General features: G+C 71.0%; 19 protein-coding genes. 13 read left to right on the top strand and 6 right to left on the bottom strand.

The window, feature by feature from the left end; all coding sequences use genetic code 11:
• Positions 1 to 12 precede the first annotated feature (12 nt).
• From ACFPLC_RS32095 to ACFPLC_RS32080, 4 genes are read left to right on the top strand one after another with little or no spacing between them, the layout of a single operon-like run.
• A complete protein-coding gene (locus tag ACFPLC_RS32095; protein WP_378192272.1) occupies positions 13 to 993 on the top strand; it encodes an SDR family oxidoreductase in 981 nt (326 codons plus the stop codon).
• Between the two features lie 41 nt (positions 994 to 1,034).
• On the top strand, positions 1,035 to 1,172 hold the full coding sequence (locus ACFPLC_RS32090) for a hypothetical protein (RefSeq protein WP_378235995.1): 138 nt from the start codon (positions 1,035 to 1,037) through the stop codon (positions 1,170 to 1,172).
• A gap of 50 nt (positions 1,173 to 1,222) precedes the next feature.
• Complete coding sequence (locus ACFPLC_RS32085; protein WP_378192274.1) at positions 1,223 to 1,657, top strand: hypothetical protein; 435 nt, start codon at positions 1,223 to 1,225, stop codon at positions 1,655 to 1,657.
• Positions 1,658 to 1,715: 58 nt separating this feature from the next.
• Entirely contained in the window at positions 1,716 to 2,666 is a 951-nt protein-coding gene (locus ACFPLC_RS32080; protein WP_378192276.1) for an esterase-like activity of phytase family protein, read from the top strand.
• 79 nt (positions 2,667 to 2,745) lie between these two features.
• On the opposite strand, the gene ACFPLC_RS32075 is transcribed toward ACFPLC_RS32080, so the two are convergent.
• The gene (locus ACFPLC_RS32075; protein WP_378192278.1) at positions 2,746 to 3,903 is read right to left on the bottom strand and encodes a TetR/AcrR family transcriptional regulator; all 1,158 of its coding nucleotides are present in this window, start codon (positions 3,901 to 3,903) and stop codon (positions 2,746 to 2,748) included.
• 145 nt (positions 3,904 to 4,048) lie between these two features.
• Between ACFPLC_RS32075 and ACFPLC_RS32070 the strand changes: the two genes are divergently transcribed.
• Positions 4,049 to 5,230 (top strand): oxygenase MpaB family protein, encoded by a 1,182-nt coding sequence (locus tag ACFPLC_RS32070; protein ID WP_378192280.1) that lies wholly within the window; start codon positions 4,049 to 4,051, stop codon positions 5,228 to 5,230.
• Between the two features lie 6 nt (positions 5,231 to 5,236).
• On the opposite strand, the gene ACFPLC_RS32065 is transcribed toward ACFPLC_RS32070, so the two are convergent.
• The 5 genes from ACFPLC_RS32065 to ACFPLC_RS32045 form a co-directional block, all read right to left on the bottom strand.
• Positions 5,237 to 7,081, bottom strand: a complete 1,845-nt coding sequence (locus ACFPLC_RS32065) for an RICIN domain-containing protein (RefSeq protein ID WP_378192282.1) — start codon at positions 7,079 to 7,081, stop codon at positions 5,237 to 5,239.
• Positions 7,082 to 7,432: 351 nt separating this feature from the next.
• Positions 7,433 to 8,875 (bottom strand): arabinofuranosidase catalytic domain-containing protein, encoded by a 1,443-nt coding sequence (locus ACFPLC_RS32060; RefSeq protein ID WP_378192284.1) that lies wholly within the window; start codon positions 8,873 to 8,875, stop codon positions 7,433 to 7,435.
• Between the two features lie 31 nt (positions 8,876 to 8,906).
• Positions 8,907 to 9,938 carry a LacI family DNA-binding transcriptional regulator gene (locus tag ACFPLC_RS32055; protein ID WP_378236288.1) on the bottom strand — a complete coding sequence of 344 codons (1,032 nt, stop codon included), beginning with the start codon at positions 9,936 to 9,938 and terminating at the stop codon, positions 8,907 to 8,909.
• Between the two features lie 4 nt (positions 9,939 to 9,942).
• Positions 9,943 to 11,310 carry an RICIN domain-containing protein gene (locus tag ACFPLC_RS32050; RefSeq protein WP_378192286.1) on the bottom strand — a complete coding sequence of 456 codons (1,368 nt, stop codon included), beginning with the start codon at positions 11,308 to 11,310 and terminating at the stop codon, positions 9,943 to 9,945.
• Positions 11,311 to 11,426: 116 nt separating this feature from the next.
• Entirely contained in the window at positions 11,427 to 12,170 is a 744-nt protein-coding gene (locus ACFPLC_RS32045) for a FadR/GntR family transcriptional regulator (protein WP_378192288.1), read from the bottom strand.
• A gap of 367 nt (positions 12,171 to 12,537) precedes the next feature.
• On the opposite strand from ACFPLC_RS32045, the gene ACFPLC_RS32040 reads away from it, so the two are divergent.
• The 8 genes from ACFPLC_RS32040 (at position 12,538) to ACFPLC_RS32005 (ending at position 24,320) form a co-directional block, all read left to right on the top strand.
• Positions 12,538 to 14,892 (top strand): ricin-type beta-trefoil lectin domain protein, encoded by a 2,355-nt coding sequence (locus ACFPLC_RS32040; protein ID WP_378192290.1) that lies wholly within the window; start codon positions 12,538 to 12,540, stop codon positions 14,890 to 14,892.
• A gap of 19 nt (positions 14,893 to 14,911) precedes the next feature.
• Positions 14,912 to 16,378 carry an arabinofuranosidase catalytic domain-containing protein gene (locus ACFPLC_RS32035; RefSeq protein ID WP_378192292.1) on the top strand — a complete coding sequence of 489 codons (1,467 nt, stop codon included), beginning with the start codon at positions 14,912 to 14,914 and terminating at the stop codon, positions 16,376 to 16,378.
• Between the two features lie 11 nt (positions 16,379 to 16,389).
• Positions 16,390 to 18,363: an alpha-L-fucosidase gene (locus tag ACFPLC_RS32030; RefSeq protein ID WP_378192294.1), complete on the top strand. Its 1,974-nt coding sequence runs from the start codon at positions 16,390 to 16,392 to the stop codon at positions 18,361 to 18,363.
• A 23-nt stretch (positions 18,364 to 18,386) separates the two neighbouring features.
• The gene (locus ACFPLC_RS32025; protein ID WP_378192296.1) at positions 18,387 to 19,472 is read left to right on the top strand and encodes a ricin-type beta-trefoil lectin domain protein; all 1,086 of its coding nucleotides are present in this window, start codon (positions 18,387 to 18,389) and stop codon (positions 19,470 to 19,472) included.
• 153 nt (positions 19,473 to 19,625) lie between these two features.
• Positions 19,626 to 20,372, top strand: coding sequence for a GH12 family glycosyl hydrolase domain-containing protein (locus ACFPLC_RS32020; RefSeq protein ID WP_378192298.1), 747 nt, complete (start codon positions 19,626 to 19,628; stop codon positions 20,370 to 20,372).
• Positions 20,373 to 20,530: 158 nt separating this feature from the next.
• Complete coding sequence (locus ACFPLC_RS32015) at positions 20,531 to 21,535, top strand: cellulose binding domain-containing protein (protein WP_378192299.1); 1,005 nt, start codon at positions 20,531 to 20,533, stop codon at positions 21,533 to 21,535.
• A gap of 38 nt (positions 21,536 to 21,573) precedes the next feature.
• Positions 21,574 to 22,980 carry a glycoside hydrolase family 10 protein gene (locus ACFPLC_RS32010; RefSeq protein WP_378192301.1) on the top strand — a complete coding sequence of 469 codons (1,407 nt, stop codon included), beginning with the start codon at positions 21,574 to 21,576 and terminating at the stop codon, positions 22,978 to 22,980.
• A 29-nt stretch (positions 22,981 to 23,009) separates the two neighbouring features.
• Positions 23,010 to 24,320 carry a glycoside hydrolase family 43 protein gene (locus tag ACFPLC_RS32005; RefSeq protein WP_378192400.1) on the top strand — a complete coding sequence of 437 codons (1,311 nt, stop codon included), beginning with the start codon at positions 23,010 to 23,012 and terminating at the stop codon, positions 24,318 to 24,320.
• Positions 24,321 to 24,323 lie beyond the last annotated feature (3 nt).

Genomic DNA, 24,323 nt, shown 5'->3' with positions numbered 1-24,323 from the left:
CAGGTCGTCGTCGTGACCGGAGCCAGTGGCGGCATCGGCCGCGCCGTCGCGCGGGCGTTCGGGGCCCGGCAGGCCCGCGTGGCCCTGCTCGCGCGGGGCAAGGAAGGCCTCGAAGCCGCCGCGGAAGACGTCACCCGCGCCGGAGGCACGGCCCTGGCCATCCCCACCGACGTCGCCGACTTCGAGCAGGTCGACGCCGCCGCGGCCCGGGCCGAGGAGGAGCTGGGCCCGATCGACGTGTGGGTCAACGTCGCCTTCACGTCGGTGTTCGCGCCCTTCGGCGAGATCGAGCCGGAGGAGTTCCGCCGCGTCACCGAAGTGAGCTACCTCGGCTACGTCCACGGCACGATGGCCGCCCTGCGCCGGATGCAGTCCCGCGACCGCGGCACGATCGTGCAGGTCGGCTCGGCGCTGGCGTACCGCGGGATTCCGTTGCAGAGCGCGTATTGCGGCGCGAAGCACGCGATCCAGGGGTTCAACGAGGCGTTGCGCTGCGAGCTCCTGCACGACGGCAGCGGCGTCCGCACGACGATGGTGCAGATGCCGGCGGTCAACACCCCGCAGTTCTCGTGGGTCCGGTCCAAGCTGCCGCACCAGGCCCAGCCGGTGCCGCCGATCTACCAGCCGGAGGTCGCCGCCCGCGCGGTCGTGCACGCGGCCGACCACCCGCGCCGCCGCGAGTACTGGGTGGGCGGGAGCACGGTCGGGACGCTGCTCGCGAACGCCGTCGCACCGGGGATCCTCGATCGCTACCTGGCGAGGACGGGGTACCGGTCCCAGCAGACGGGGGCGAAGAAGTCCCCGGACCAGCCGGAAAACCTGTGGTCGCCGGCGGATCGCGAGCGGGACTTCGGGGCACACGGCCAGTTCGACGACAAGGCGACACCGAAGAGCGCGCAGCTGTGGGCGAGCCGGCACCACGGGGTCGTCGCGGCGGCCGGTGGTGCCTTGGCGGCGACGGCGCTGGCGGTGTGGCGGCGGGCCCGGGACTGACCGGGCCCCGGGCCGGTCACCACCCGCGGACGCGCCGGAGCTTGACCGAGCGCGGAGGTCCGCCACGCCGAAGCAGGCCGCCCACGCCGGGACCGGTCACCGCGATCGGCCCGGCGCCGCCGGACCTCGGCCGAAAGGACGAGGCCGCGGCGCCCGGACCGCCCCTTCGGCCGAGGTGACCGGCCCTCTCCCCGCCCTACCTTGATCGTCAGGTGGGGAGGAGGGACCCGTGAAGTTCACCGCCAAGCGAATCGTCGTCTCCGGGGCCGTGGCCGGGGTCGCCGTGGTGGCCGCCGGGGCCACCGTGATCGCCACCGCCGCGGATCCCGTCTCCCCGGAGGTCGTCAGCGCCGTCCCCGCGGAAGCCGGGCACGAGAACGAAGGCAAGTACACCACCGGCGACTACGTGCTGGACGTGCACGAACTCGACGACGACGGCGAAGGCCTCACCACCGCCATCGGGCCGCACACCAGCTACTACTCGAAAACCCTGCACGGCACCGGGAACCGGCAGCACACGGTCGTCAAGTTCTCGGCCGGGGTGGACGGGCCGGTCTTCTTCGCCTTTCCCGTTCCCGCGCCCGGCCGGGTCGTCGACTGCGTGGCCTCCGGGACCGAGGCCGCGCCGCAGGTGCGGTGCGAGACCAGGTTGCCCGCCGGGTGATCGGCTCGGTACAGTCCGGAATGACGCCGCGTTGCCCCTTCGATCCCAGAAGCACGACGTGCGTACCCTCCTCTGCCTCGCCGCTGTCCTTCTCGCCGTTCCCGTCGGCAGTGCCGCGGCCGCCACCACGCGGAAATGGCCCGGCGATCCTGCGATCGCGGTCGCCGATCCCGCCGGTGTCCTGGGCGACAACGTCAGCGGGCTTTCCTTCGACGGCCCCGATGTGCTGTGGGCGGTCAAGAACGGCCCGGGCACCCTCTACCGGCTCGTCCGCGACGGCGGCGGCTGGCGGCCCGCCGCCGACTGGCCGCTGCGCTACCGGAACGGCGGCGGCGACCCGGACGCCGAAGGGGTCGTCGTCACACCCGACGGCCTTTTCGCCGCCACCGAACGCGACAACGACGGCGACGGCAGCCTGCTGAAGGTGCTCCGGTACGACACCGGATCGACCGCGAGCGAGCTCGACGCCACCGCCGAGTGGGATCTCACCGGCGACCTGCCCGCCGTCGACGACAACGGCGGTTTCGAAGGCATCACCTGGATCCCGGACCGCTTCCTCACCGCCGGCGGGTTCCGCGACGACCACACCGGGGCCCGCTACGACCCCGCCCGCTACCCGGGCCACGGGACCGGCCTCTACTTCCTCGGCCTCGAAGACACCGGCCGGGTCTACGCCTACGCCCTCGACCGGAGCGGCGGCGGGTTCACCCGGGTGGCGTCCTTCCCGTCCGGCTTCCCGAAGGTCATGGAGCTGGAATTCGACCCGGCGACCGGCAGCCTCTGGTCGGTCTGCGACGACACCTGCTCCGGCAGATCGGCGACGCTGCAGCTCACCGGCGGCCGGTTCACCGTCACCGCGACCTACGCGCGGCCGTCGAAGATGCCGAACCACAACAACGAAGGGTTCGCCATCTCCCCGGCCTGCGCCGCCGGGCACCGGGCGGTCGTCTGGGCCGACGACGGCAACGACGGCGGCCACGCCCTGCGCATCGGCACCTTGCCCTGCTGAAGGCTCAGCCGCCGTGGCGGGCCGGTGTTCACCTCCGCGACCCGGGTGAACCCGGCAGGACGGCGAGGTCGCCCGGAGATCACAGGCCGAGGGCGCTCACCAGCAAGGCGGCCACCGCGGCGCGGTGCTCCGGGCCGTCCGCCCACCGCAGCCGCCGGCCGGCCTCGACCACCACGCCGAACCCGGCGTGCACCAGCACCCGGGCCTGGCGCGTGTCGAGCTCCGGGCGGGCCTTGCGCAGGTGCTGCTCCCACACCGCGATGTGCTCGCGCTGCGCCGCGACCAGTGGGCCGCGCAGGCCGTCCGGCAGGCCGGCGATCTCCGCGTTGGCCACGCTGTTGAGAGCACTGTGCTCGAAGCTGTATGCCACGTACGTCGCGGTCAGGGCGTTCAGGGCTTCGTGCGGGCCGGTCGTCCCGCGCAGGTTGTGCTCGACCGCCTGGGCCAGCAGGTCCGCGGCCTGCAGGCAGGCCGCGGCCAGGATGTCGGCCTTGCCCGGGAAGTAGCGGTAGAGCGCCGACGGCACCAGCCCCACCGCCTCGGCGATCCGGCCGTTGGTCACGGTGGCGAACCCGTCCCGTTCGAACAGCGGGACGGCGGCCGCGAGGATCTCCGAACGCCGTGTCCGCGGCACCGGCGGCGCGGGGATCTCGACGGCGGGCGCGGGCACCGCGGCGGGATCGGTGGCGGCGACGCGCCGGGCCGCGGCGCGCAGCAGGTCCTCGACCCGGCGCTGGGCGATCGCGTTGTGGTGCGTCGTGATCGACCCGATCGCCCCCAGCGCCGCCACGGCCCGCAGGTGCTCGCCGGGCCACGGGTGCTCGCGCCGCACCGCCGCCGCCACGCGCTCGACGACGTGGGCGAACTTGCCCGCGAGCTTCCGTCGGTCTTCGCGCTCGAGGTACCGGGCCTCCCAGCGGTACACCCCGCCGGTCTCCCGGTGGGCCACGGTGACCCGGGTGACGGCGGCGAAGATCTCCGCCAGGGACGCCGCCGGGGGCACGTCGGCGAGTGCCGCGACGAGCCGGTCCGCCATCACGTTCGCGCACGCGGCGAACAGGGCGTACTTGTTCGGGAAGTGCCGGTACAGGGCGGCCGCGGTGATGCCCACGCGCGCCGCGATCTCCTCCATCGACGCCGCGTGGTAGCCGCGCTCGCTGAACACCGCGGCGCCCGCCTCGACGACGAGCTGCCTGCGGTTGCGGGGCCGGACGGCCGCGGCCGGCTCGGCGGTCACCGGGCGGAGGGGTGCGGAAGTCGGGCCATACGTGCCAGTCAACCACAGGACGACCGGGTCTTGCCGACGCGCGAGTCACCTTCTATGTTAATGAAGAATCTCCTCACGAAGAGCCCATTACCTATCAAGGAAGCTAGGTAAGTGAATGAGCAATCTCAGCAGGAGGAACGTTCTCTCCCTCGGTGTCGCGCTAGGTCTGGTGAGTGCGGCGAGCGCCGTCCCCGCCTGGGCGTCGACCGGCGGCGCCGACCCGTGGTGGGTCTGGGACGACGAGGTCGACCGGCTGGTGGCCGGGCTCGTCGACGGCGGCCGGGTGCCCGCGGTCAACACCGCGCTGCGGTCGTGGACGGACAACGACGACCCGCTGCCGCCCGGCCTGCCCGACGACCTCGACGGCTGGCTCCGGCGGGTCAACCGGCTGCCCTCCTGGGCCGACCCCGCCAAGCTGCGCCGCGCCGCCGACTTCAACCGGCGCAAGGACACCTACCTGTTCCTGCTCTACGGCCTCGGCAGCGGCATCATGAGCACGGTCATCCCGCGGGAGGCCCGCTCGGTCTACTGGTCGGCGGGCGGCGCCGACATGCAGGACCGCGCGGCCAAGACCTTCACCTTCGGCTACGACCTGAGCGAAGCCGGCGCGTTCGAGCCCTCGGGCCAGTTCGTCGTCACGGCCAACAAGACCCGCCTGGTGCACGCCGCGGTCCGCCACCTGCTGCCGCAGTCACCGCACTGGCGGGCGGTCGCCGACGAGCGGATCCCGATCAGCAACGGCGACATCCTGGTCACCTTCCACAGCCTCGGCACGTTCGTGCACCGGAAGCTGCGCGAGTGGCACGTCCCGATGTCGGCCGCGGACGAAGACGCCTTCCTGCACCAGTGGCAGGTCGCCATCCACCTGCTCGGCGTGCGCGAGGAGTTCATCCCGCAGACGTGGGCCGCGGCCGACGCGCAGTCCGCCCAGGTGCTCACCCCGCTGCTCGCCCCGACGCCCGAAGGCAAGGAGCTCGCGGCGGACCTGCTCGGGCTGACCGCGCAGATCGACCTCGGCGTCACCCGCGGCTTCCTGAACGAGTTCGTGCGGTACGTGCTCAGCAACGAGGTCGGCGACTGGCTCGGCCTGCCGCGCGACTACGCGGCGGCCACCCTGATCCGCACCGGGTGGCCCGCGTACATCGCCTTCCGGGAGGGCCTGCTGCCCATCGCCCCGGCCGGCTTCTACCTCTTCGACCAGTTCATCCGGGCGCTCGCCATGTTGTTCCTCAACAAGGGCACGTCCCCGGCGAGCACGCCGATCACCATCCCCACCGGCAACCGGCCCGGGGCCTGACGGGCGTCAGGCCGGTCCCCTCCCCGAGAGCCGCCAGGTCTGGTTGAGCGGGCTGTTCTGGGACGCGGCCCGGCACGTCCACTGGATCACCGCGGCACGGGCGGCCGTGGAAACCCCGCTGACGTCGACGCACTTCCCGCTGTGGCGGGCGACGAGCTGGTAGTCGTGGGCGTCGTTGCCGCCGTAGGTCACCCGGCGCGGCGAGAACTGCTGGTTCGTGGCGCCGTCGGTGCAGGTCCGCTGCTGGACGGCGGCGCCGTCGTCGGCCGAGGCACCGGCGACTTCGAGGCACTTGCCGCTCTGCCGGTTGACGACGGTGTACGCGCCCGCCACCCCGGAAACCGGGCGGAAGGTCCACTGCTGCTGGTCGCCGCCCTCGCAGAAGTCCTGCTGCTGCCGGTTGCCGTCCGCGGTGCTCAGGTCGGTGTTGTCCAGGCACTGCTGGGAGTGCTGGGCGACCGCGACGGTCTGGAAGCTGCCGTCCGACGGCGGCAGCACGGTGATGCTGACGGCGTCGTCGATCGTCGTGTGCGGGACGGCGACGGTCACGGCGTTGCCGGACACCGTGACCACGGAATCCCGGATGGTCACCGGGCTCTGCACCGCGGCACCGCCGTTGAACGGGATCTGCTGGACGACGACCCGCACCTGGTTGTTCTGGACGATGCCGGACGTGGTGTCCAGGCGCTGCAGGGCGACCGCGACGTTCCCGGTCGTGCCACCTCCGCCGACGAGGACCTTCGCCACCCCGGCCGCCTTCGTGGCGAACGGGTCGTAGGCCGGGCTGGGCTTCGACGTCACGACCTGCCCGGTCTGCGAGCCGTAGAAGCGGTACGCCCACCACTCGCCCTTGGGCAGGTACCGGCCCGCGGAGTTGCGGACGAGCAGGTTGGCGAGGTCGTTGTGCAGGTTTCCGGCGCTCGCCCAGTTGGCGCGCAGCCCGTCGGCGCCGGCCCGCTCCAGGCGGGCGATGTACCAGGCGCCGTCACCGGGGTTCTGCTCGTTCGACGCCCCGTATTCGTTGATCTGGTAGGGCCGCGGGTGCGGGATGCCGCGCGAGCCGAGCGACGCGTCGGCCGCGGCGACGTTCGCCACCGGATCACCCGGCAGGGAGTGCCAGCTGACGATGTCCGGGACGGTGTTCGAGCCGCGCACGAAGTCGAGGTACTGCGTCCACCAGCTCGCCGAGGTGGAGGGAACCCCGGCGAGGCTGGGCCCGACGATGGCGTGCGCCGGGAAGGCCGCCCGGATGCGCTGGTACGCGCGCTGCCACATGGCGAAGTACTGGCTCTGCGGCCGGTTCCAGAACAGCGTGATGTTGGGTTCGTTCCAGAGGTCCCACTCCACCGGGGCGCCCGTGGCGCGCACGTCGTTGATCAGGCGGGTGAGGAAGTTGTCGTAGTCGGTCCAGTCGCCGTTGTCGCCGGGGAACCGGGAAATCGGGTAGCCGTCGGCGCCCCAGAGGTCGTGGACCAGCAGGACGAACTGGCCGCCGAGCGAGCGGGTGCGCAGCAGCTGGGCACGGGTGGCGTTCCACCGCCGGTCGTACTTGCCCGACACCCAGCCGCCCGGGCTGTCCAGCTGCGCGCCCCCGGCCCGCATCGCCTGGAAGCGCACGTCACGAAAGAAGTGGTCGGGCGGGTTCGCGGCGTTCTCGGTCATACCGTAGATCCACCCGGAAGCCCGGTAGGTGGGTGCCCCGCCGACGGCGGAGAAGTCGACGGAGACCGACTCGTCCGCGGCCGCGGCCGGCGCGACGAGGGCCACGGCGGAAGCACCGGTCAGTGCTCCGGTGAGCAGGATGGCGGCCAGGCCGCGGCGGACGCGGGGCCGCTGACGCGAGAGGTCCACGGACGACTCCTTTGGCGGTGGACGAGCGGAGAGGTCGATGCGCGGTCATCGAACCGGTTCGACCAGCAGGCACGTTACGCTGCGGGCAATTCACCGACAATCGGCCGAATGGAGGCGAACCGGTTCGGCGCGGATACCGGCTCTCCCGGGCACGCAGTGAATGACTCATTCCTGGCGTCGGAGGTCAGGAATGAGTCATTCACTGCGTCGGAGGTCAGGAATGAGTCATTCACTGCATCCGGCCCGGCACGGCGCTCCCCTGCCCGGACCCGGCCCGGCCGGCGCGCACGCCGAAAGGGGCTTCCCCCGCGCCACCACGCGGGGAAAGCCCCTCCCGTCCGCCCCAGCGGCTCAGCGGTACCCGGCGGCCACCACGTTCGCCTGCACCGCGTTCTCCGTCGCGTCCGACGGATAGCCGGCGACCATCGCCCCTTCGTAGAACGTCCCCGCGCTCAGGTTCGCCCCGCCGCCGGGCTTGCAGCAGTCGCCACCGCTGCCCAGGATGATCGCGCCCTGCTTCTTCATCGGGCTGTAGCCGTTCGGGAGCCCGCCGTCCCACATCGTCGTCAGGCTGCCGGACTGGGCGTTGCTGCCCTTGAGCGCGAAGCGGGACGTGCCGTTGTTCTTCAGCATCGCCGTGACGAACTTGCTGGGCAGCGCCCGCTGGTTCGGGTTCCACTGCTGGCTGCCGCCCGGGTACAGCCCCCACTCGAGGTCGGCCTGCACCCACGGGCCCGTCCCCTGGCACCCGCCGAACCAGCACTCCGTCCCGAAGTTGATCGCGTCCATCGCGCCGGCCGCGTCGGCCTTCCGCGTCGTCTCGCTGTTGCCGTAGTCGAAGCAGCAGCCGCTGTTGACGTGCGTTCCGCTGGTCACCATGTACATGCCCTCGGGTGCGCTGCCGGTCGGCACGCCGGTCGTGTGCCCGTCCCGCCAGTAGCTGTTGCCGGGGTTGATGTACAGCGAATACGCCTTCGAGCCGCCGACCGTGAGCGACTCCGACGTGGCCTTCGCCGGGCTGCTCTGGCTGGACCCCGGGACCACGCTCGACCCCTGGTACCACAGGTCGTTCCCGCGCCCGGACTGGTCGTACACCACCGTGATGACACAGTTCGTGCCCGCGCAGAAGGAATCCTGGGCGGTGGCGTCGACGGTCCCGCCCGCCGCCCGGAGCCCGATGTTCCGGGTCGTGTTGTCGGACGAGCGCCGGACCTGGTACAGGTTGCCGGCGTAGTTCCCGTAGAGCGCCCGGACTGTGCTGTGCGCGGCGACGCACGGCGTGCCGCCGGAGGCGTAGATGTCGCACGGTGCCGTGCCGGTCGGCGGCGGCGGAGTGCTCCCGGTGCTCCACTGCTGGTTGCTCTGGCCGTGGCACGTCCACAGCACGACCGCGGTGCCGTTGGCCGTGCCGGCACCGGTCACGTCCAGGCACAGTCCCGATTGGACACCGGTGATCGTCCCGTCGGCGTTCTGCCGCCACTGCTGGTTCGCCTGGCCGTTGCAGGACCAGATGATGACCGCCGTCCCGGGCGCGGTCCGCCCGCCGTAGGCGTCCACGCACCGGGTGCCGTTCAGCGTGCGCAGCTCACCCGCCGAGGTGAATTCGTACGCCTGCCCGGCCTGGCCGCCACAGTCGTAGATCTCCAACGCCGTTCCCGGTGTGTCGGTGCCGCCCTTGACGTTCAGGCACCGCCCCGACGCCGCGCTCACCAGCGGCGCGGCGGCCGCCGAAGCCGGGACGGCCCCGGCCACCGCCGCCGCCAGCATCGCGGCCACCACCACCAACACGCGCACGATTCCTCCTCAGTCCTGAATGGACATTGACTCAGGCCGACTTCCGCGGCACCAGTTCGGTGTCGAGCACGGTGGACCGGCGCGGGGCCGCGCCGTCGATCATCGCGAGCAGCTCGGCGGTCATCCGGGCGCCCATCTCCTCGACCGGCTGGCGCACGGTCGTCAGCGGCGGGTCCGTCCAGCAGCCGATCGGCAGGTCGTCGAACCCGACGAGGGCGACGTCCTCGGGCACCCGCCGTCCCGCGCGGCGCAGCGCGCGCAACGCCCCGACCGCCATCATGTCGGAGGCCGCGAAGATGCCGTCGACGTCCGGGCGGCGGGTCAGCAGCCGGGACGTCGCGTACTCGCCGGACGCCTGCCCGAAGTCCCCGCACACCACGAGGGTCTCGTCGTACCGGCCGGCCCGCGTCATCGCCTGCCGGTAGCCGAGCAGCCGGTCCACCCCCGCGGTCATGTCCTGCGGCCCGGCGACGGTCGCCACGACCTGGCGGCCGCCGTCGAGCAGCCGCTGGGTCGCCAGCCGCGCCCCGCCCTGGTTGTCGGCGTCCACGTACGGCAGCCGGCCCGTCCGCCCCGCCTGGACCGGCCGCCCGCCGAACACCACCGGGATGCCGAGCCAGTCCAGGTCGAGCGGGCGGCGGCCGTGCATGCCGACGACGAGGGCGCCGTCGACGTGCCCGCCGTCGAGGTACCGGACCACCGGCGACTGGTAGTCGTCGGTGGCCGGCACGGTGAGCAGCACGAGCTGCACCCCCACCGCGGTGAGCTCCCGGCCGACCCCCGCGGCGATCCGCGGGAAGTACGGGTCGGTGAACAACCGCGGCACTTCCTCGCACACCACCAGGGCGATCGAGCCGGTGTGCCGCGCGCTGCTCGCCTTCGCCGCCCGCTGCCGGGCGTAGCCCAGCGCCAGCATCGCGGACTCCACCTGCTTGCGGCGTTCCGGGCTCACGCGCGGGAACCCGTTGAGCACGCGGGAGGCCGTGGCGATCGACACCCCGGCCGCCCGCGCGACGTCGGCCAGCGTGGGCCGCAACCCCGGCGATTCTTCGGCGACGGACACGGCTTCAGGCACGTTGGAGCTGGAACCGCTGGTTGGGGTTCCCGGTGAACGTCCACTGGGAGATCCGCGCGCCGTCGGCGGTCGAGACGCCCCAGACGTCCAGCGCCAGGCCGCTCGCCCGGTTCACCAGGCTCACCGCGCCGCTGCCCTGGTCGACGACCCGCCACTGCTGGAGGGTGGCGTTGGTGTCGGCCTGCTGGCTGACGTCCGCGCCGCTGTCGGCGTTCGCCGCCTGGAGCACCAGGCCGCTGTGCCGCGCGCGGATCCGGTAGTAGCCGTCACCGGAGTCGACGAAGTCGAACTGCTGGCTGAGCCCGCCGTTGGCCGGCTCCTGCTCGATGAGCGCGCCGGCCGCCGTCGAGGCGCCGGTGATCCCGACGAGCTTGCCGCTGTGCTGGGCCGTCAGCTTGTAGTTCACGCCGGTCTGGACCGGCGGCGCCGGCGGCGTGGTGGTGCCGAACTGCGTGATGAACTTCCACACCTCGCCCGAGGTCCAGGTCTGCCAGCCGCTGCCGCCGCCGTCCTTCGGGCCCGGGTCGTGCCCGCCGTCGAAGGCGGCCCAGACGACCGGGTACCCGGCCCGGCAGCCGGAGTAGGCGGTGACGATGTGGGTCCGGCTGCCGCTCGCGGGCTCCGGCGGGTTCTGCGGGGTGCAGCCGTTGTTGCGGACGAACTGGTCGCGCAGCTGACGACCGGAGGAGATGGGCAGGACGTTGTCGCCGATGCCGTGCATCCCGATGTAGGCGACCGGCTGGGTGCCGCCGCTGCAGCCGCTGAGGTTCGCCCCGGAGTACACCGCGACCGCGCGGAACACGGTGGGCCGGGCGCAGGCGAGGGCGTAGCTCATGGCACCGCCGTAGCTGAAGCCGCCGGCGAAGACCTGCGTGGTGTCGACGCACAGCGCGGCCTCGACCTGCCGCAGGAGGTCGTCGATGAAGGTGACGTCCTGGCCGCCCGGGTTGGCCCAGCCGTTCCCGTTGCCTTGGGGCGCCACGAAAATCGTGTTGTTGCCGGAGCTGTCGGCCAGCCGGCGGAGCCCGTAGTAGGACCAGTTGTAGCCGTCGGTCCCGCCCGAGTCGACGTCGTTCATCGTCCCGCCCCGCCAGTGGAGGCCGACGAACAGCCGGTAGGCGTGGTTGTTGTCGTAGTTCGCCGGGACGCGCAGGATGTAGCTACGGTTCTGGCCGCCACTGGAGATCGTGTGGTTGCCGCTCGCCAGCCCGGGCGCCTTCCCGCAGCCCGCGGTGCCGGCCGCCGCCGTCCGGTCCGCACCCGCGGGGGCGGCCAGCGCGGTGCCGCCCGCGAGCAGGGCGAGCACGGCGAGCACGGCTCCGATCACGGCGGAGGCGAACAGGGGTCTCTGCTTCACCATCACACGGCTCCCTCTGTACTAGGACGTCGTCGTCCTCCCGGGCCGGGGCTGGCCCCGGGAGCAAAGCAGTCCACAATGGACTGTCTGACACAGTGCATTTGTCTGGTGCAGTGCGATCACCGGCCGAAGAGCCGGCGCTGGATCTCCCGGCGGTAGTCCTCCAGGGTGTTGTCCAGGTGGACGCCCGCGGCGTGGGCGGCCGCGTCCGGGTCGCCGTCGCAGATGGCCCGGTAGATCGCGGCGTGCTCTTCGATCGCACCCACCGCGTGCCCGCCGATCGCGCCGGACATCCCGATGATGTTCGACTGGCGTTGCAGACGGCGGGCCTCGCCCACGGCCGCGACCAGGAACTGGTTGTGCGACGCGGCGGCGATCCCGGCGTGGAAGTCGTCGTCGCCCCGGTCGAACAACGCGTACTGGCCGGTCAGGTGGCCGTGCCGGCAGGTTTCGGCGGCGGCCTCGATCGCGCGGAGCTCGGCGGGGGTGGCGTTGGCCGCCGCCAGGCGGCTGGCCGCGGTCTCCTGGATCCGGCGGAACTCGAAGAGCATGTAGACGTGGTCGAGATCGGCGGGCAGGAAGAACGCGCCCCACCGGGACCCGCCGAGCATGCCCTCGTCGTCGGAGACATACAGCCCACGTCCTTTGTGCGCTCGCACCCGGCCGATGGCCGAGAGGATCTTGACGGCCTCCCGCACCATGGTCCGGCTGGTTCCCATCCGCGCCGCCAGCTCGTTCTCGGTCGGCATCCGGTCACCGGGCCGCAGTTCCAGTTCGGCGATCAGCCGGAGGATCTGCTCCGCCACCACTTCGTAGCCGGGGCGGTACGGGACAGGCGGTGCTACTTCCTCGTCACGGGTCACGCAATGAGTATGACTCAGTAACTCCGGACAGCACCTTACCTCGCTCACCCGCCGTCCGGTCAATCCTTGCCGGGGCGGACTGAAACTTACATCCCCGGCACCGGGACGGAGCAATGGGCCTGATCCTTGCTTGACGCCGGGCAGGCGCGCTGTTCTCATGGATCACCGACACCACAACGGAAAACCCGTCGAGCGCCCTCGAAACTTTCGAAAGCCGGCGGCCCTCCGCCGTGTCGGATGAGTCGTACACATCCCGCCCGGTTCGCCGTCGACCGGGGGCCGGCCGGCCCCGGGCCCGGCCCAGCGGGCACCGGTTCCAGTACACAGTGGACGGTTGGGCCCAGCCCCGTCCCGGAGAGGCCCGCCCATGCCGTCGCGCATCGCCGCCGCGCTGTTCACCGCCCTCGTGGTGACCGCGCTCGCCACCCCCTCCGCCCACGCCGCGACCGTCACCATCGCCGTCGCCCCCGGCGGCGACGACACGAACCCCGGCACGCCGGACCAGCCGGTCGCCACCCCGGCGAAGGCCCAGCAGCTGGCCCGCACCCAGTCGGCGGCCGGCAACGACGTCGTCGTGCAGCTCGCCGCCGGGACCTACCGGCTCTCCGCCCCGCTGCGGTTCACCAGCGCCGATTCGGCCCAGAACGGCCACACCGTCACCTGGCAGGCCGCGCCCGGCCAGAAGCCGGTGCTCTCCGGCGGCAGCCAGGTCACCGGCTGGTCGGTGCAGGACGCCGGCCAGAACATCTGGGTGGCTTCGGTGCCCCAGGGCGCCGACTCCCGGCAGCTGTTCGTCGACGGCGCGCTCGCCCCGCGCGCGGGGATAACCATCTCCCGCAACGACGTGCAGTTCACCACGTCCGGGATGACCATCACCAACCCCGCGCTGAACTACCTGGCCACGCTGCCGCAGCAGAACCGGATCGAGGTGGAGAGCCAGAACTCCTTCACCGACCGGTACTCCCCCGTCGACCGGATCAGCGGCACGTCGATCGTCATGCAGCAACCGGCGTGGAACAACAACAACTGGGGCTACGACACGCTCGCCAAGCCGTTCGGCGGCGGCCAGCTGTTCCTCGAGAACTCCTACTCCTTCCTGAAGAACACCGGCCAGTGGTACCTCGACCCGCAGGCCGGGAAGCTGTACTACAAGGCGCCCGGCGGCTGGGTGCCCGGCAGCCACGACGTCGAGCTCCCGCGGCTGCAGTCGCTGCTGCAGATCGGCGGCACCTACGACAACCCGGTGCGCGGCCTCGCCTTCAAGGGCCTGAACTTCGAGCACACCACGTGGCTCACCCCCAGCACCTCGGTCGGGTACGCGAACCAGCAGACCGGCACCTTCCTCCCGGCCGCGGCCCCGATGCCGGGCGACTTCCTGACCTCCTGCCAGTCCGGCTGCCGCCAGTTCGAGGGCGCCCGCAACAGCTGGGCGCAGGCGCCCGCCGCCGTCCAGGTCTCGGCCGCCACCGGGATCACCTTCAGCGGCAACACCTTCACCCACCTCGGTCAGGTGGCCCTGGGCATCGGCAACGACGCGAACGCGCACGCCTCCGGCGTCGGCCTGGGCGCGTCGTCGATCACCGTGGACCACAACACCTTCACCGAGAACTCCGGCGGCGGCGTCATCGTCGGCGGCGTGCGGCCCGACGCCCACCACCCGTCGAACGCCGCCATGCTCAACAAGGACGTCACCATCTCCTACAACACGGTCAGCCGGGTCGCCCTCGACTACCGCGAGATGGCCGGCATCCTCTCCACCTACGCGACGCACACCGTCATCACGCACAACGACGTCTCGAACCTGACCTACGACGGCATCGACGTCGGCTGGGGCTGGGGCGCGAACGACCAGGGCGGCAGCCAGGACTACCGCAACCGCGGGCTGTACGACTACCAGCCCGTCTACTCGACGCCCACCACGCTGCGCGACACCGTCGTCAGCTACAACCGGGTGCACGGCACGAAGAAGCTGATGCACGACGGCGGCAGCATCTACAACCTCTCCGCCAACCCGGGCAGCTCAATCGACCACAACTACATCTACGACAACAACCGCACGGTCGGCCTGTACCTGGACGAGGGTTCGCGGTACGTGACGCTGTCGGCCAACGTGATCCAGGATTCCGGGGTCTGGGCGTTCACCAACGCCAACGGCAGCAACAACACCAACGACAGCACCTTCAGCGGCAACTGGTACAACGGCGGCGCGACCCAGGTGGCCACCGGATCGCCGCACAACAACGTCCTGACCGGGAACGTCCAGGTCAGCGGCACGAACTGGCCGTCGGGCGCCCAGCAGGTGATCGCCGCGGCCGGCACCGGCGGGACCACCACCCCGGCCGCGGGCCCGGTCCGCGCGCTCGGCAAGTGCCTGGACGTCAACGGCGTCTCCACCACGCCCGGCGCCGCGGTCCAGCTCTGGGACTGCAACGGCGGGACCAACCAGGCCTGGGCCCGGACCGGCGCCGGGGAGCTGACGGTTTACAGCGGCACGCGGTGCCTCGACGCCAGCGGCCAGGGGACCACCCCCGGCACCAAGGTCGTCATCTGGAACTGCAACGGCCAGTCCAACCAGCAGTGGCAGGTCACCGCGAACGGCAGCATCACCGGCGTCCAGTCCGGGCTGTGCCTCGACGTGACCGGGTCCTCGGCCGCGAACGGCACGCCGATCCAGCTCGCCACCTGCACCGGCGCCACCAACCAGAAGTGGACTCTCGGCTGACGAACAGAGGAGTTCGGCCATGGTCTCCCGCAAGCTGCTCAGAACCCTCCAGGCCGCCGCGGCGGCGGTCCTGCTGGCCACCGGCGCGGTGGCCGCCACGGGCGCCGCCGCCCAGGCCGCCACGCAGGAAGCGTGCGACCTCTACGCCGCCGGCGGCACCCCGTGCGTCACGGCGCACAGCACCACCCGCGCCCTGTTCGGGGCGTACAACGGCCCGCTGTACCAGATCCAGCGGGCCTCGGACCAGAAGTACCTCGACGTCGGCCTGCTGGCGGCGGGCGGGGTCGCGGACTCGGCCCCGCAGGTCTCCTTCTGCGCCGGCACCAAGTGCACGGTCACGAAGATCTACGACCAGACGGCGAACCACAACGACCTGCCGATCTCGTGGGGCGGGTTCTGGAAGGGACCCGGCCCGAACGGGTCGGACATCGGGGCGGACGCGATGGCGCTGCCGGTGACCGTCGGCGGCCACCCGGTGTACGGGATCAAGGTCACCCAGGGCGTCGGCTACCGGATCGACAACGCCAAGAACGCGCCGGTCGGGGCCCAGCCGGAGGGGATCTACATGATCACCTCGTCGAACTACGTCAACCAGTGGTGCTGCTTCGACTACGGCAGCGGCGAGGTCTCCCACAACGACACCGGCAACGCCACCATGAACGCCATCTACTGGGGCACCGCCTGCTGGTTCAACGGCTGCACCGGAACCGGCCCGTGGGTCGAGGCCGATCTCGAGAACGGCATGTACCACACCGGATCCGGGTCGAACAAGGATCCGAACAACCCGGGCGTGCACCATCCCTTCGTCAGCGCGTGGCTGAAGAACAACGGCACCAGCAACTTCACCCTGAAGTACGGCGACGCCACCACCGGCAGTCTCACCACGCCGTATTCGGGCGGGCTGCCCCGCGGCTACTCGCCGATGAAGCTGGAACCGTCGATCCTGCTGGGCACCGGCGGCGACAACAGCGTCTCCGGCGTCGGCGAGTTCTTCGAAGGCGCCGTGACGAGCGGTTTCCCGACGGACGCCACGGAGAACGCGGTGCAGGCCAGCGTGATCGCCGCCGGGTACGGCAGCGGGGGCAGCACGAACACCGGCGCGGTGCACGCGACGGGCGCGAACAAGTGCCTCGACGTCAACGGCGTCAGCACCACGCCCGGCACCACGGTCCAGATCTGGGACTGCAACGGCGGCTCGAACCAGACCTGGACGCGCACCGGCACCGGCGAGCTGAACGTCTACAGCGGCGGCAACCTCCGCTGCCTCGACGCCTCCGGCAAGGGAACCACGCCCGGCACGAAGATCATCATCTGGAACTGCAACGGGCAGAACAACCAGCAGTGGACGTTCAACGCGAACGGGACGGTCACCGGGGTCCAGTCCGGGCTCTGCCTCGACGTCACCGGCTCCGGGACCGCGAACGGCACCCCGGTTCAGCTGGCCGCCTGCACCGGCGCGAACAACCAGAAGTGGTCCTTGAGCTGAAAGGTCGCCCCATGTCTTCGTTCGAGTTGTCGCGGCGCCGGCTGATCGTGGTGGCCGGGGCCGCCGCGGCCGCCGGCCTGGTCCGCGTCCCCGCCGGATGGGCCACCCAGGGACCCAGCAGCTACACGCCGAGCTGGGCGTCGGTGGACCAGCACCCGCCCGCGCCCGAGTGGTTCCAGGACGCCAAGTTCGGCATCTACTACCACTGGGGCGTCTTCAGCGTCCCCGCGTTCGGCAACGAGTGGTACCCGCGGAACATGTACATCGCCGGGTCCAGCGAGAACAACCACCACAAGCAGGTGTTCGGCGACCCGTCGGCGTGGCCGTACCAGAACTTCATCAACGGAGCCCGCGACAAGGCGGGCAACTGGGTGCAGTTCGCGCCGAAGCTCAAGTCCGCGGGCGGCAACTTCGACCCGGCCGAGTGGGCGCAGCTCTTCGCCGACGCCGGCGCGAAGTTCGCCGGCCCGGTCGCCGAGCACCACGACGGCTACTCGATGTGGAACAGCACGGCCAACGAGTGGAACTCGGTCAAGACCGGGTCCAAGCTGGACCTGCTGCGGCTGCACGCGGACGCCATCCGGGCCAAGGGCCTGAAGCTGCTGACGGCCCTGCACCACGCCTACCACTTCACCGGCTACTACGACCACGTGCCGAACCAGCCCACCGAGTCGCTGCGCCGGCTGTTCGGCCAGAACGGCCGGACCGCGGAAAACCAGCTCTGGTACGACAAGCTCCGGGAGGTCGTCGACGGCTACCAGCCCGACCTCGTCTACCAGGACTTCAACCTGACGCAGGTCGACGAGGCGCAACGGCTGAACTTCCTGGCGCACTACTACAACCAGGCCGTGGCGTGGAACAAGGACGTCGTGGCCACCTACAAGGACGGGTTCGACAACCGCGGGGAGGTCTTCGACTTCGAACGCGGCGGGCCGGGCGACCTCATGAGCCCGTACTGGATGACCGACGACAGCATCTCCAGCTCGAGCTGGTGCTACACGAACGGCATCGGCTACTACTCGATGAAGGCCATCCTGCACTCGCTGCTCGACCGGGTCAGCAAGAACGGCACCATGCTGCTGAACATCGCCCCGATGGCCGACGGCACCATCCCGTCCGGGCAGCGGACGATCCTGCTCGGCATCGGCGACTACCTCAAGCGGTTCGGCGAGTCCGTCTACGGGACCCGCGCGTGGGCGGTGTACGGCGAGGGGCCGACGAAGATGGGCGGCGGCTCGTTCACCACGCCGGTGGAAGGGACCAGGACCGACGTCCGGTTCACCCGCAGCAAGGACAACACCGTGCTGTACGCGACCGTGCTGGGCTGGCCGGGAAGCACGTTCCCGATCACCACCCTCGGCTCGAACCGGGTCAACGTGAGCACTCTCGTGTCCGCCCAGCTGCTCGGCCCGGACGCCGGCACCGCCACGACCCTGCCCGCTCCCGTCCAGGACGCCTCGGCGCTGCGCGTCCAGCTGCCGTCGGCGAACCCGCCGTTCGACGCGCCGGCGTACGTGGTGAAACTGACGTTCTCCGGCCAGAGTCCCACACCCGGCTCCGGTCCCCTGCCGACCGGCTGGGCCCGGATCGCCAACGTCACCACCGGTCTGGTGCTGGACAGCGGCGGCAGTGTCGCGGCCGGCTCCCCGCTCAAGCAGTGGAACTGGGACGGCAGCACGAACCTGCAGTGGCAGCTGACCGACGCGGGTGGCGGGTACGTGCGGATCGTCAACCGCACCAACGGGATGGTCGCCGACAGCCGGGGCAGCACGGCCAACGGCGCCACCTGCGCGCAGACGGCGTGGACCGGCGCCACCAGCCAGCAGTGGAAGCCGACGAGCCTCGGCAACGGCCGGTACCAGATCGTCAACCGGGCCACCGGCACGGCGCTCGACGGGATGGGCAGCACCACCGCCGGCTCGAGCGTAGGCCTCTGGACTCCGAACAGCAGCACGAACAACCAGTGGACCATCACCGCCGTGTGACGGCGGATCCCCGAGGAGACGAGATGCGCACACGGCTCGGGTGGCTCGCCGCCGCCGCGGCGGTCCTGGCCGCCACCCTGCTGCCCGGCACCGCCGCGGCCGAATCGAACGGCGGCGTCCGGGTGATGCCCCTTGGCGACTCCATCACCGAAGGCACGCAAGTGCCCGGCGGGTACCGGATCGGGCTCTGGCAGCGGGTCACCGCGGGCGGGTACCAAGTGGACTTCGTCGGCTCCCAGTCCAACGGGCCGGCGTCCCTCGGCGACCACGACCACGAGGGCCATCCGGGCTGGCGCATCGACCAGATCGACGCCAACATCGTCTCCTGGCTGCGCACCAGCACCCCGCACACGGTCCTGCTGCACATCGGCACCAACGACATCCTGCAGAACTACAACGTCTCGGGTGCGCCGGCCCGCCTGTCCGCCCTGGTCGACCACATCACCGCGACGGCACCGGACGCCGAGGTGTTCGTCGCGACGATCATCCCGATCGCCCACAGCGGGCAGGAGGCGGCGGCCCGCACGTTCAACGCCACCATCCCCGGAATGGTGCAGAGCAAGCAGAACGCCGGCAAGCACGTGCACCTGGTGGACATGCACGCCGCGCTGAGCACCGCCGACCTGATCGACGGCGTCCACCCCACGGCCACGGGCTACGACAAGATGGCCGCGGTCTGGTACGCGGCCCTGCAGGCGGTCCCCGGCAGCATCGGCACACCGGGGCAGTCCTCGGCCCGGCAGCTCGTCGGCGCGCAGTCCGGCCGCTGCGCGGACGTCCCCTCCACCGCCGACGGCACCGCGGTGCAGCTGGCCGACTGCGCCGGAGCGCCGTGGACGCCCACCGGCAAGCAGCTGACGACCGCCGGGAACAAGTGCCTGGACGCGTCCGGGCAAGGCACCGCCGACGGCACCCCGGTGATCATCTGGACCTGCTCCGGCCAGGCCAACCAGCAGTGGAACGTCAACGCGGACGGGACCGTCACCGGCGTGCAGTCCGGCCGGTGCCTCGACGCGACCGGCCAGGGGACCGCCGCCGGGACGAAGCTGATCCTGTGGACCTGCCACGGGCAGGCGAACCAGAAGTGGACGCTGCGGGCGGCTGCGTGACCGGCGTGTTCCCCCGTTCGCCGGGAACGGGGGAACGCATTCGGTAAATCGATCACGGCCTTCCCCTTTGCTCCGGCCGCCCGCTGTGGTTACATCATTGGCGAATCGGTTGAGAGCGCTCCCAGAAAATGCCACGACGACGTGGAGGAGATCATGAAACTGAGGAACGCCCTGTCCGCGGCTCTGCTCGCCGCGGCCAGTGTCGCGGCGCCCGTCGCCGTCGCGCCGGCCGCGCACGCGGACACCCTGATCTGCGACCAGTACGGCTCGACCACCATCGGCGGCCGGTACGTCGTGATGAACAACCGGTGGGGCAGCAGCGCGCAGCAGTGCATCAACGTGACCGGCAGCGGGTTCCGGATCCAGACCCAGCAGGGGTCCACCAGCGGCGGCGCGCCGCTGTCCTACCCGGCCGTCTACCTCGGGTGCCACTACTCGAACTGCTCCCCCGGCTCCCCGCTGCCCCGGCAGCTCAGCCGGATCGGCAGCGCGCCGACGTCGATCTCCTACACCTACGCCGGCGGGGTCTTCGACGCCTCCTACGACATCTGGCTGGACCCGACCCCGAAGACCAACGGGGTCAACCAGATGGAGATCATGATCTGGTTCAACCGCACCGGCGGCGTGCAGCCGGTGGGCGGCCGGGTCGGCACCACGAACATCGCGGGCCGCAGCTGGGAAGTGTGGCAGGGCAACAACGGCGGCAACGACGTGGTGTCCTACGTGGCCACCTCCACCATCTCGGGGTGGTCGTTCAACGTGATGGACTTCGTCAACGACGTCGACAACCGCACCCGCGTCGACCGGTCCTGGTACCTCACCAGCATCCAGGCCGGGTTCGAGCCGTGGAGCGGCGGGGTCGGCCTCGCGGTCAACTCGTTCTCCGCGAGCATCAACTAGCCGGGAACGCCGTCCGGGCGCCCGCCGGGGCGCCCGGACGGCTCCCGAACCGCAGTGTTAGCGCTAACGCAAAATTCGCGGAAAGCCGGAACCGAAAGTTTCGGAAAGTCGGCGAAAAGTAATTTTCACCGGTTTCGCGGCCCACGAAGGATTCACCGATGAAACTCGCCAGAATTTTCGCCGGGGTGCTCGCGGCCTGCGTCGCGGTGCTCGTCGTTCCCGGCGCCGCGACCGCCGCCGCCGCGGTGCCGATCATGCCGCTCGGGGACTCGATCACCCAGGGCGGTTCGATCGGCGGCTACCGCCTCGACCTCGGCACCAAACTGCGGGCCGACGGCCACGCGATCGACTTCGTGGGCTCGCTGACCGACGGGCCGGCGAGCATGCCCGACCGCAACCACGAAGGCCACCCGGGCTGGACCATCGCCCAGATCGACGCGAACGTGGCCGGCTGGCTGAACACCTATCACCCCCGCACGATCCTGCTCCACATCGGCACCAACGACATGTACGGCAGCGACCCGGCCGGTGCGCCGCGCCGGCTGTCGGCCCTGGTCGACAAGATCACGAACCTGGCCCCGGCCGCGGACGTCTTCGTCGCCACCATCATCCCGATCCGGTTCGCCGATCCGGCCGTCCGCACCTTCAACGCGGCGATCGCCCCGGACGTGCGGGCCAAGGCCGCCGCCGGCAAGCGCGTGCACCTGGTCGACATGTACCCCTCGGTCGCCGTCGCGGACCTGCCCGACGGCATCCACCCCAACGCGGCCGGCTACAGCAAGATGGCCACCACCTGGTACAACGCGCTCAAGGCCGTGCCGGGCAGCATCGGCGGGGACGACCCGCCGCCCCCGGCCGGGAACGGCCCGTGCACCGCGACCCCGAAGGTCGTCGGCAGCTGGAACGGCGGCTTCCAGGGCGAAGTGACCGTCGCGAACACCGGCACCGCCGCGCTCACCGGCTGGACCGTGCAGTTCACCCTGGCCGGCGGCCAGAGCATCGGCCAGATCTGGAGCGGCACGGCGAGCGGCACCAGCCCGGTGACCGTGCGGAACGTCGCCTACAACGGCGCGCTCGCGCCCGGCGCCACCACGACCTTCGGCTTCCTCGTGTCCGGTCCGGGCACGCCGAGCCTCGACGCGGCCACCTGCACCAGCTCGTGACCGCGCACCCCGCAACCCCACGAAATGAAGGTGTGAACATGAAGACGACATCGCGGTCGTTCCACCGAGCCGCGCTGGCTTCGGCTTTCCTGGCGACGTCGCTCGGGGTTTCGCTCGTGCTCGCCACCTCCGCCTCCGGCGCGGCCACCACGCTCGGCGCGGCGGCGGCCCAGTCGGGCCGGTACTTCGGCGCGGCCGTCGCGGCCGGGAAGCTCGGCGACTCGACCTACGTGAACATCCTCAACCGGGAGTTCACCATGGTCACCCCCGAGAACGAGATGAAGTGGGACGCCACCGAGCCCAACCGCGGGCAGTTCAACTACAGCGGCGGCGACCGGATCCTCAACCAGGCGGTCAGCACCGGCAAGCGGGTGCGCGGGCACGCGCTGCTGTGGTACCAGCAGGAACCGGGCTGGGCGCAGCGCATGGAGGGCTCCGACCTGCGCTCCGCCATGATGAACCACGTCACCCAGGTCGCCACCCACTACAAGGGCAAGATCTACGCCTGGGACGTCGTCAACGAGGCGTTCGCCGACGGCGGCAGCGGCGGCCGCCGCGACTCCAACCTGCAGCGCACCGGCAACGACTGGATCGAGGCCGCCTTCCGCGCCGCGCGGGCCGCCGACCCGGGCGCGAAGCTCTGCTACAACGACTACAACACCGACGGTGTCAACGCAAAGAGCACCGGCATCTACAACATGGTCAAGGACTTCAAGTCCCGCGGCGTCCCGATCGACTGCGTCGGCTTCCAGTCCCACCTCTCCGGCAACCCGCCCGGCGACTACCAGGCCAACCTGCAGCGGTTCGCCGACCTCGGCGTCGAAGTCCAGATCACCGAGCTCGACATCGCCGGTTCCAACCAGGCCAACGCCTATGCGGCGGTGACCCGCGCCTGCGTGGCCGTCGCCCGCTGCGCCGGCATCACCACGTGGGGCATCCGCGACACCGACTCGTGGCGCACCGGGGAGAACCCGCTCCTCTTCGACGGCAACGGGAACAAGAAGGCCGCGTACAACAGTGTCCTCGACGCACTGAACGCCGCCCCGCCGACCACGCCCACCACCACGACGACACCGACCACCACGACGACGCCGACCACCACGACGACGCCGACCACGACCACCACGCCGACGACCACGACCACGCCGCCGCCCGGTGACTGCACCGCCTCGGTCTCGCTGAACCAGTGGAACGGCGGGTTCGTCGCGAACGTCAAGGTCAGCGCGGGCACCGCGGGCCTCACCGGCTGGCGCGTGACGACGAACCTGCCCTCGGGCGCGGCCGTCACCAGCGCCTGGAGCGCCGGCAACAGCGGCACCACGGGCAGCGTCACGTGGACCAACGTCAGCTACAACGGCACCGTCGCCGCCGGGCAGTCCACGGAATTCGGCTTCCAGGGCACCGGAAACGCCGAAGGGGTGACGACCTCGTGCGCCGCAAACTGACCTGCCTGCTGACCGCGGCCCTGTGCGCGATGGCGCTCCTGCCCGGCACCGCGCACGCCGACAACCCGATCGTGCAGCACATCTACACCGCCGACCCGGCTCCGCTGGTGCACGACGGCCGCGTCTACCTCTACACCGGGCACGACGAAGACGGCTCGACCTACTTCACCATGAAGGACTGGCGGGTCTGGTCGTCGGCGGACATGGTGAACTGGACCGACCACGGCTCGCTGATGAGCCTGTCCACGTTCAGCTGGGCCAAACAGGACGCGTGGGCCGGACAGGCCGTGGAGCGCAACGGCAAGTTCTACTGGTACGTCCCGGTGGTCAACCGCGCCACCGGCCGGATGGCCATCGGCGTCGGCGTCGCGGACAGCCCCACCGGGCCGTTCCGCGACGCCATCGGCCGCCCGCTCGTCGAAAACGGCGAGATCGACCCCACCGTCTTCATCGACGACAACGGGCAGGCGTATCTGTACTGGGGCAACCCGAACCTGTGGTACGTGCGGCTCAACGCCGACATGACGTCGTACTCGGGCGGTGTCAACCAGATCCCGCTCACCACGGCCGGGTTCGGCACGCGTCCCAACGGCGGCAGCCGTCCGACGCTGTACGAGGAAGGCCCCTGGGTCTACAAGCGCAACGGCACGTACTACAACGTGTTCGCGGCCAAGTGCTGCTCGGAGTTCATCGGCTACTCCACCTCGCCCGGCCCGACCGGCCCGTGGACCTACCGGGGCACGGTGATGCCCACGCAGGGCGGCAGTTTCACCAACCACCCCGGCATCATCGACTACAAGGGCAGCTCTTACTTCTTCTACCACAACGGTGCTCTGCCCGGCGGCGGCGGTTACACCCGCTCGGTGGCGGTGGAGAAGTTCGCCTACAACGCCGACGGCAGCATCCCGACGATCAACATGACCACCAGCGGGCCGCCGCCGGCCGACACGCTGAACCCCTACGTCCGGCAGGAAGCGGAGACGATCAACCGGGAAACGGGGATCGAGACCGAGCCGGCGTCCGAAGGCGGCATGAACATCGGGTGGATCGAGAACGGCGACACGGTCAAGGTCCGCAACGTCGCTTTCGGCGCGGGCGCGAAGACGTTCACCGCCCGCGTCGCCTCCGCGAGCTCCGGCGGCACGATCGAGGTGCGCCTGGGCAGTGCCACCGGCACGGTCGTGGGCCGCTGCACCGTGGCCGGCACCGGCGGCTGGCAGACCTGGACGTCGGTGTCCTGCCCGGTCAGCGGTGTGACGGGCACGCAGGACCTGGTCCTGCGGTTCACCGGCGGCAGCGGCTACCTCTTCAACGTCAACTGGTGGCAGTTCGCCGCCTGATGC

Source organism: Amycolatopsis plumensis (assembly GCF_042652605.1).
GTDB classification, from domain to species: domain Bacteria; phylum Actinomycetota; class Actinomycetes; order Mycobacteriales; family Pseudonocardiaceae; genus Amycolatopsis; species Amycolatopsis plumensis.
This window is presented reverse-complemented; position numbering and strand designations above follow the sequence as displayed.

Excerpts from the sequence above, each read along its gene's own strand:
- ACFPLC_RS32070 (WP_378192280.1), top strand. The coding sequence starts at position 4,049 with ATGAGCAATCTCAGCAGGAGGAACGTTCTCTCCCTCGGTGTCGCGCTA.
- ACFPLC_RS32050 (WP_378192286.1), bottom strand. The coding sequence starts at position 11,310 with ATGGTGAAGCAGAGACCCCTGTTCGCCTCCGCCGTGATCGGAGCCGTG.
- ACFPLC_RS32040 (WP_378192290.1), top strand. The coding sequence starts at position 12,538 with ATGCCGTCGCGCATCGCCGCCGCGCTGTTCACCGCCCTCGTGGTGACC.
- ACFPLC_RS32035 (WP_378192292.1), top strand. The coding sequence starts at position 14,912 with ATGGTCTCCCGCAAGCTGCTCAGAACCCTCCAGGCCGCCGCGGCGGCG.
- ACFPLC_RS32030 (WP_378192294.1), top strand. The coding sequence starts at position 16,390 with ATGTCTTCGTTCGAGTTGTCGCGGCGCCGGCTGATCGTGGTGGCCGGG.
- ACFPLC_RS32025 (WP_378192296.1), top strand. The coding sequence starts at position 18,387 with ATGCGCACACGGCTCGGGTGGCTCGCCGCCGCCGCGGCGGTCCTGGCC.
- ACFPLC_RS32020 (WP_378192298.1), top strand. The coding sequence starts at position 19,626 with ATGAAACTGAGGAACGCCCTGTCCGCGGCTCTGCTCGCCGCGGCCAGT.
- ACFPLC_RS32015 (WP_378192299.1), top strand. The coding sequence starts at position 20,531 with ATGAAACTCGCCAGAATTTTCGCCGGGGTGCTCGCGGCCTGCGTCGCG.
- ACFPLC_RS32010 (WP_378192301.1), top strand. The coding sequence starts at position 21,574 with ATGAAGACGACATCGCGGTCGTTCCACCGAGCCGCGCTGGCTTCGGCT.
- ACFPLC_RS32005 (WP_378192400.1), top strand. The coding sequence starts at position 23,010 with ATGGCGCTCCTGCCCGGCACCGCGCACGCCGACAACCCGATCGTGCAG.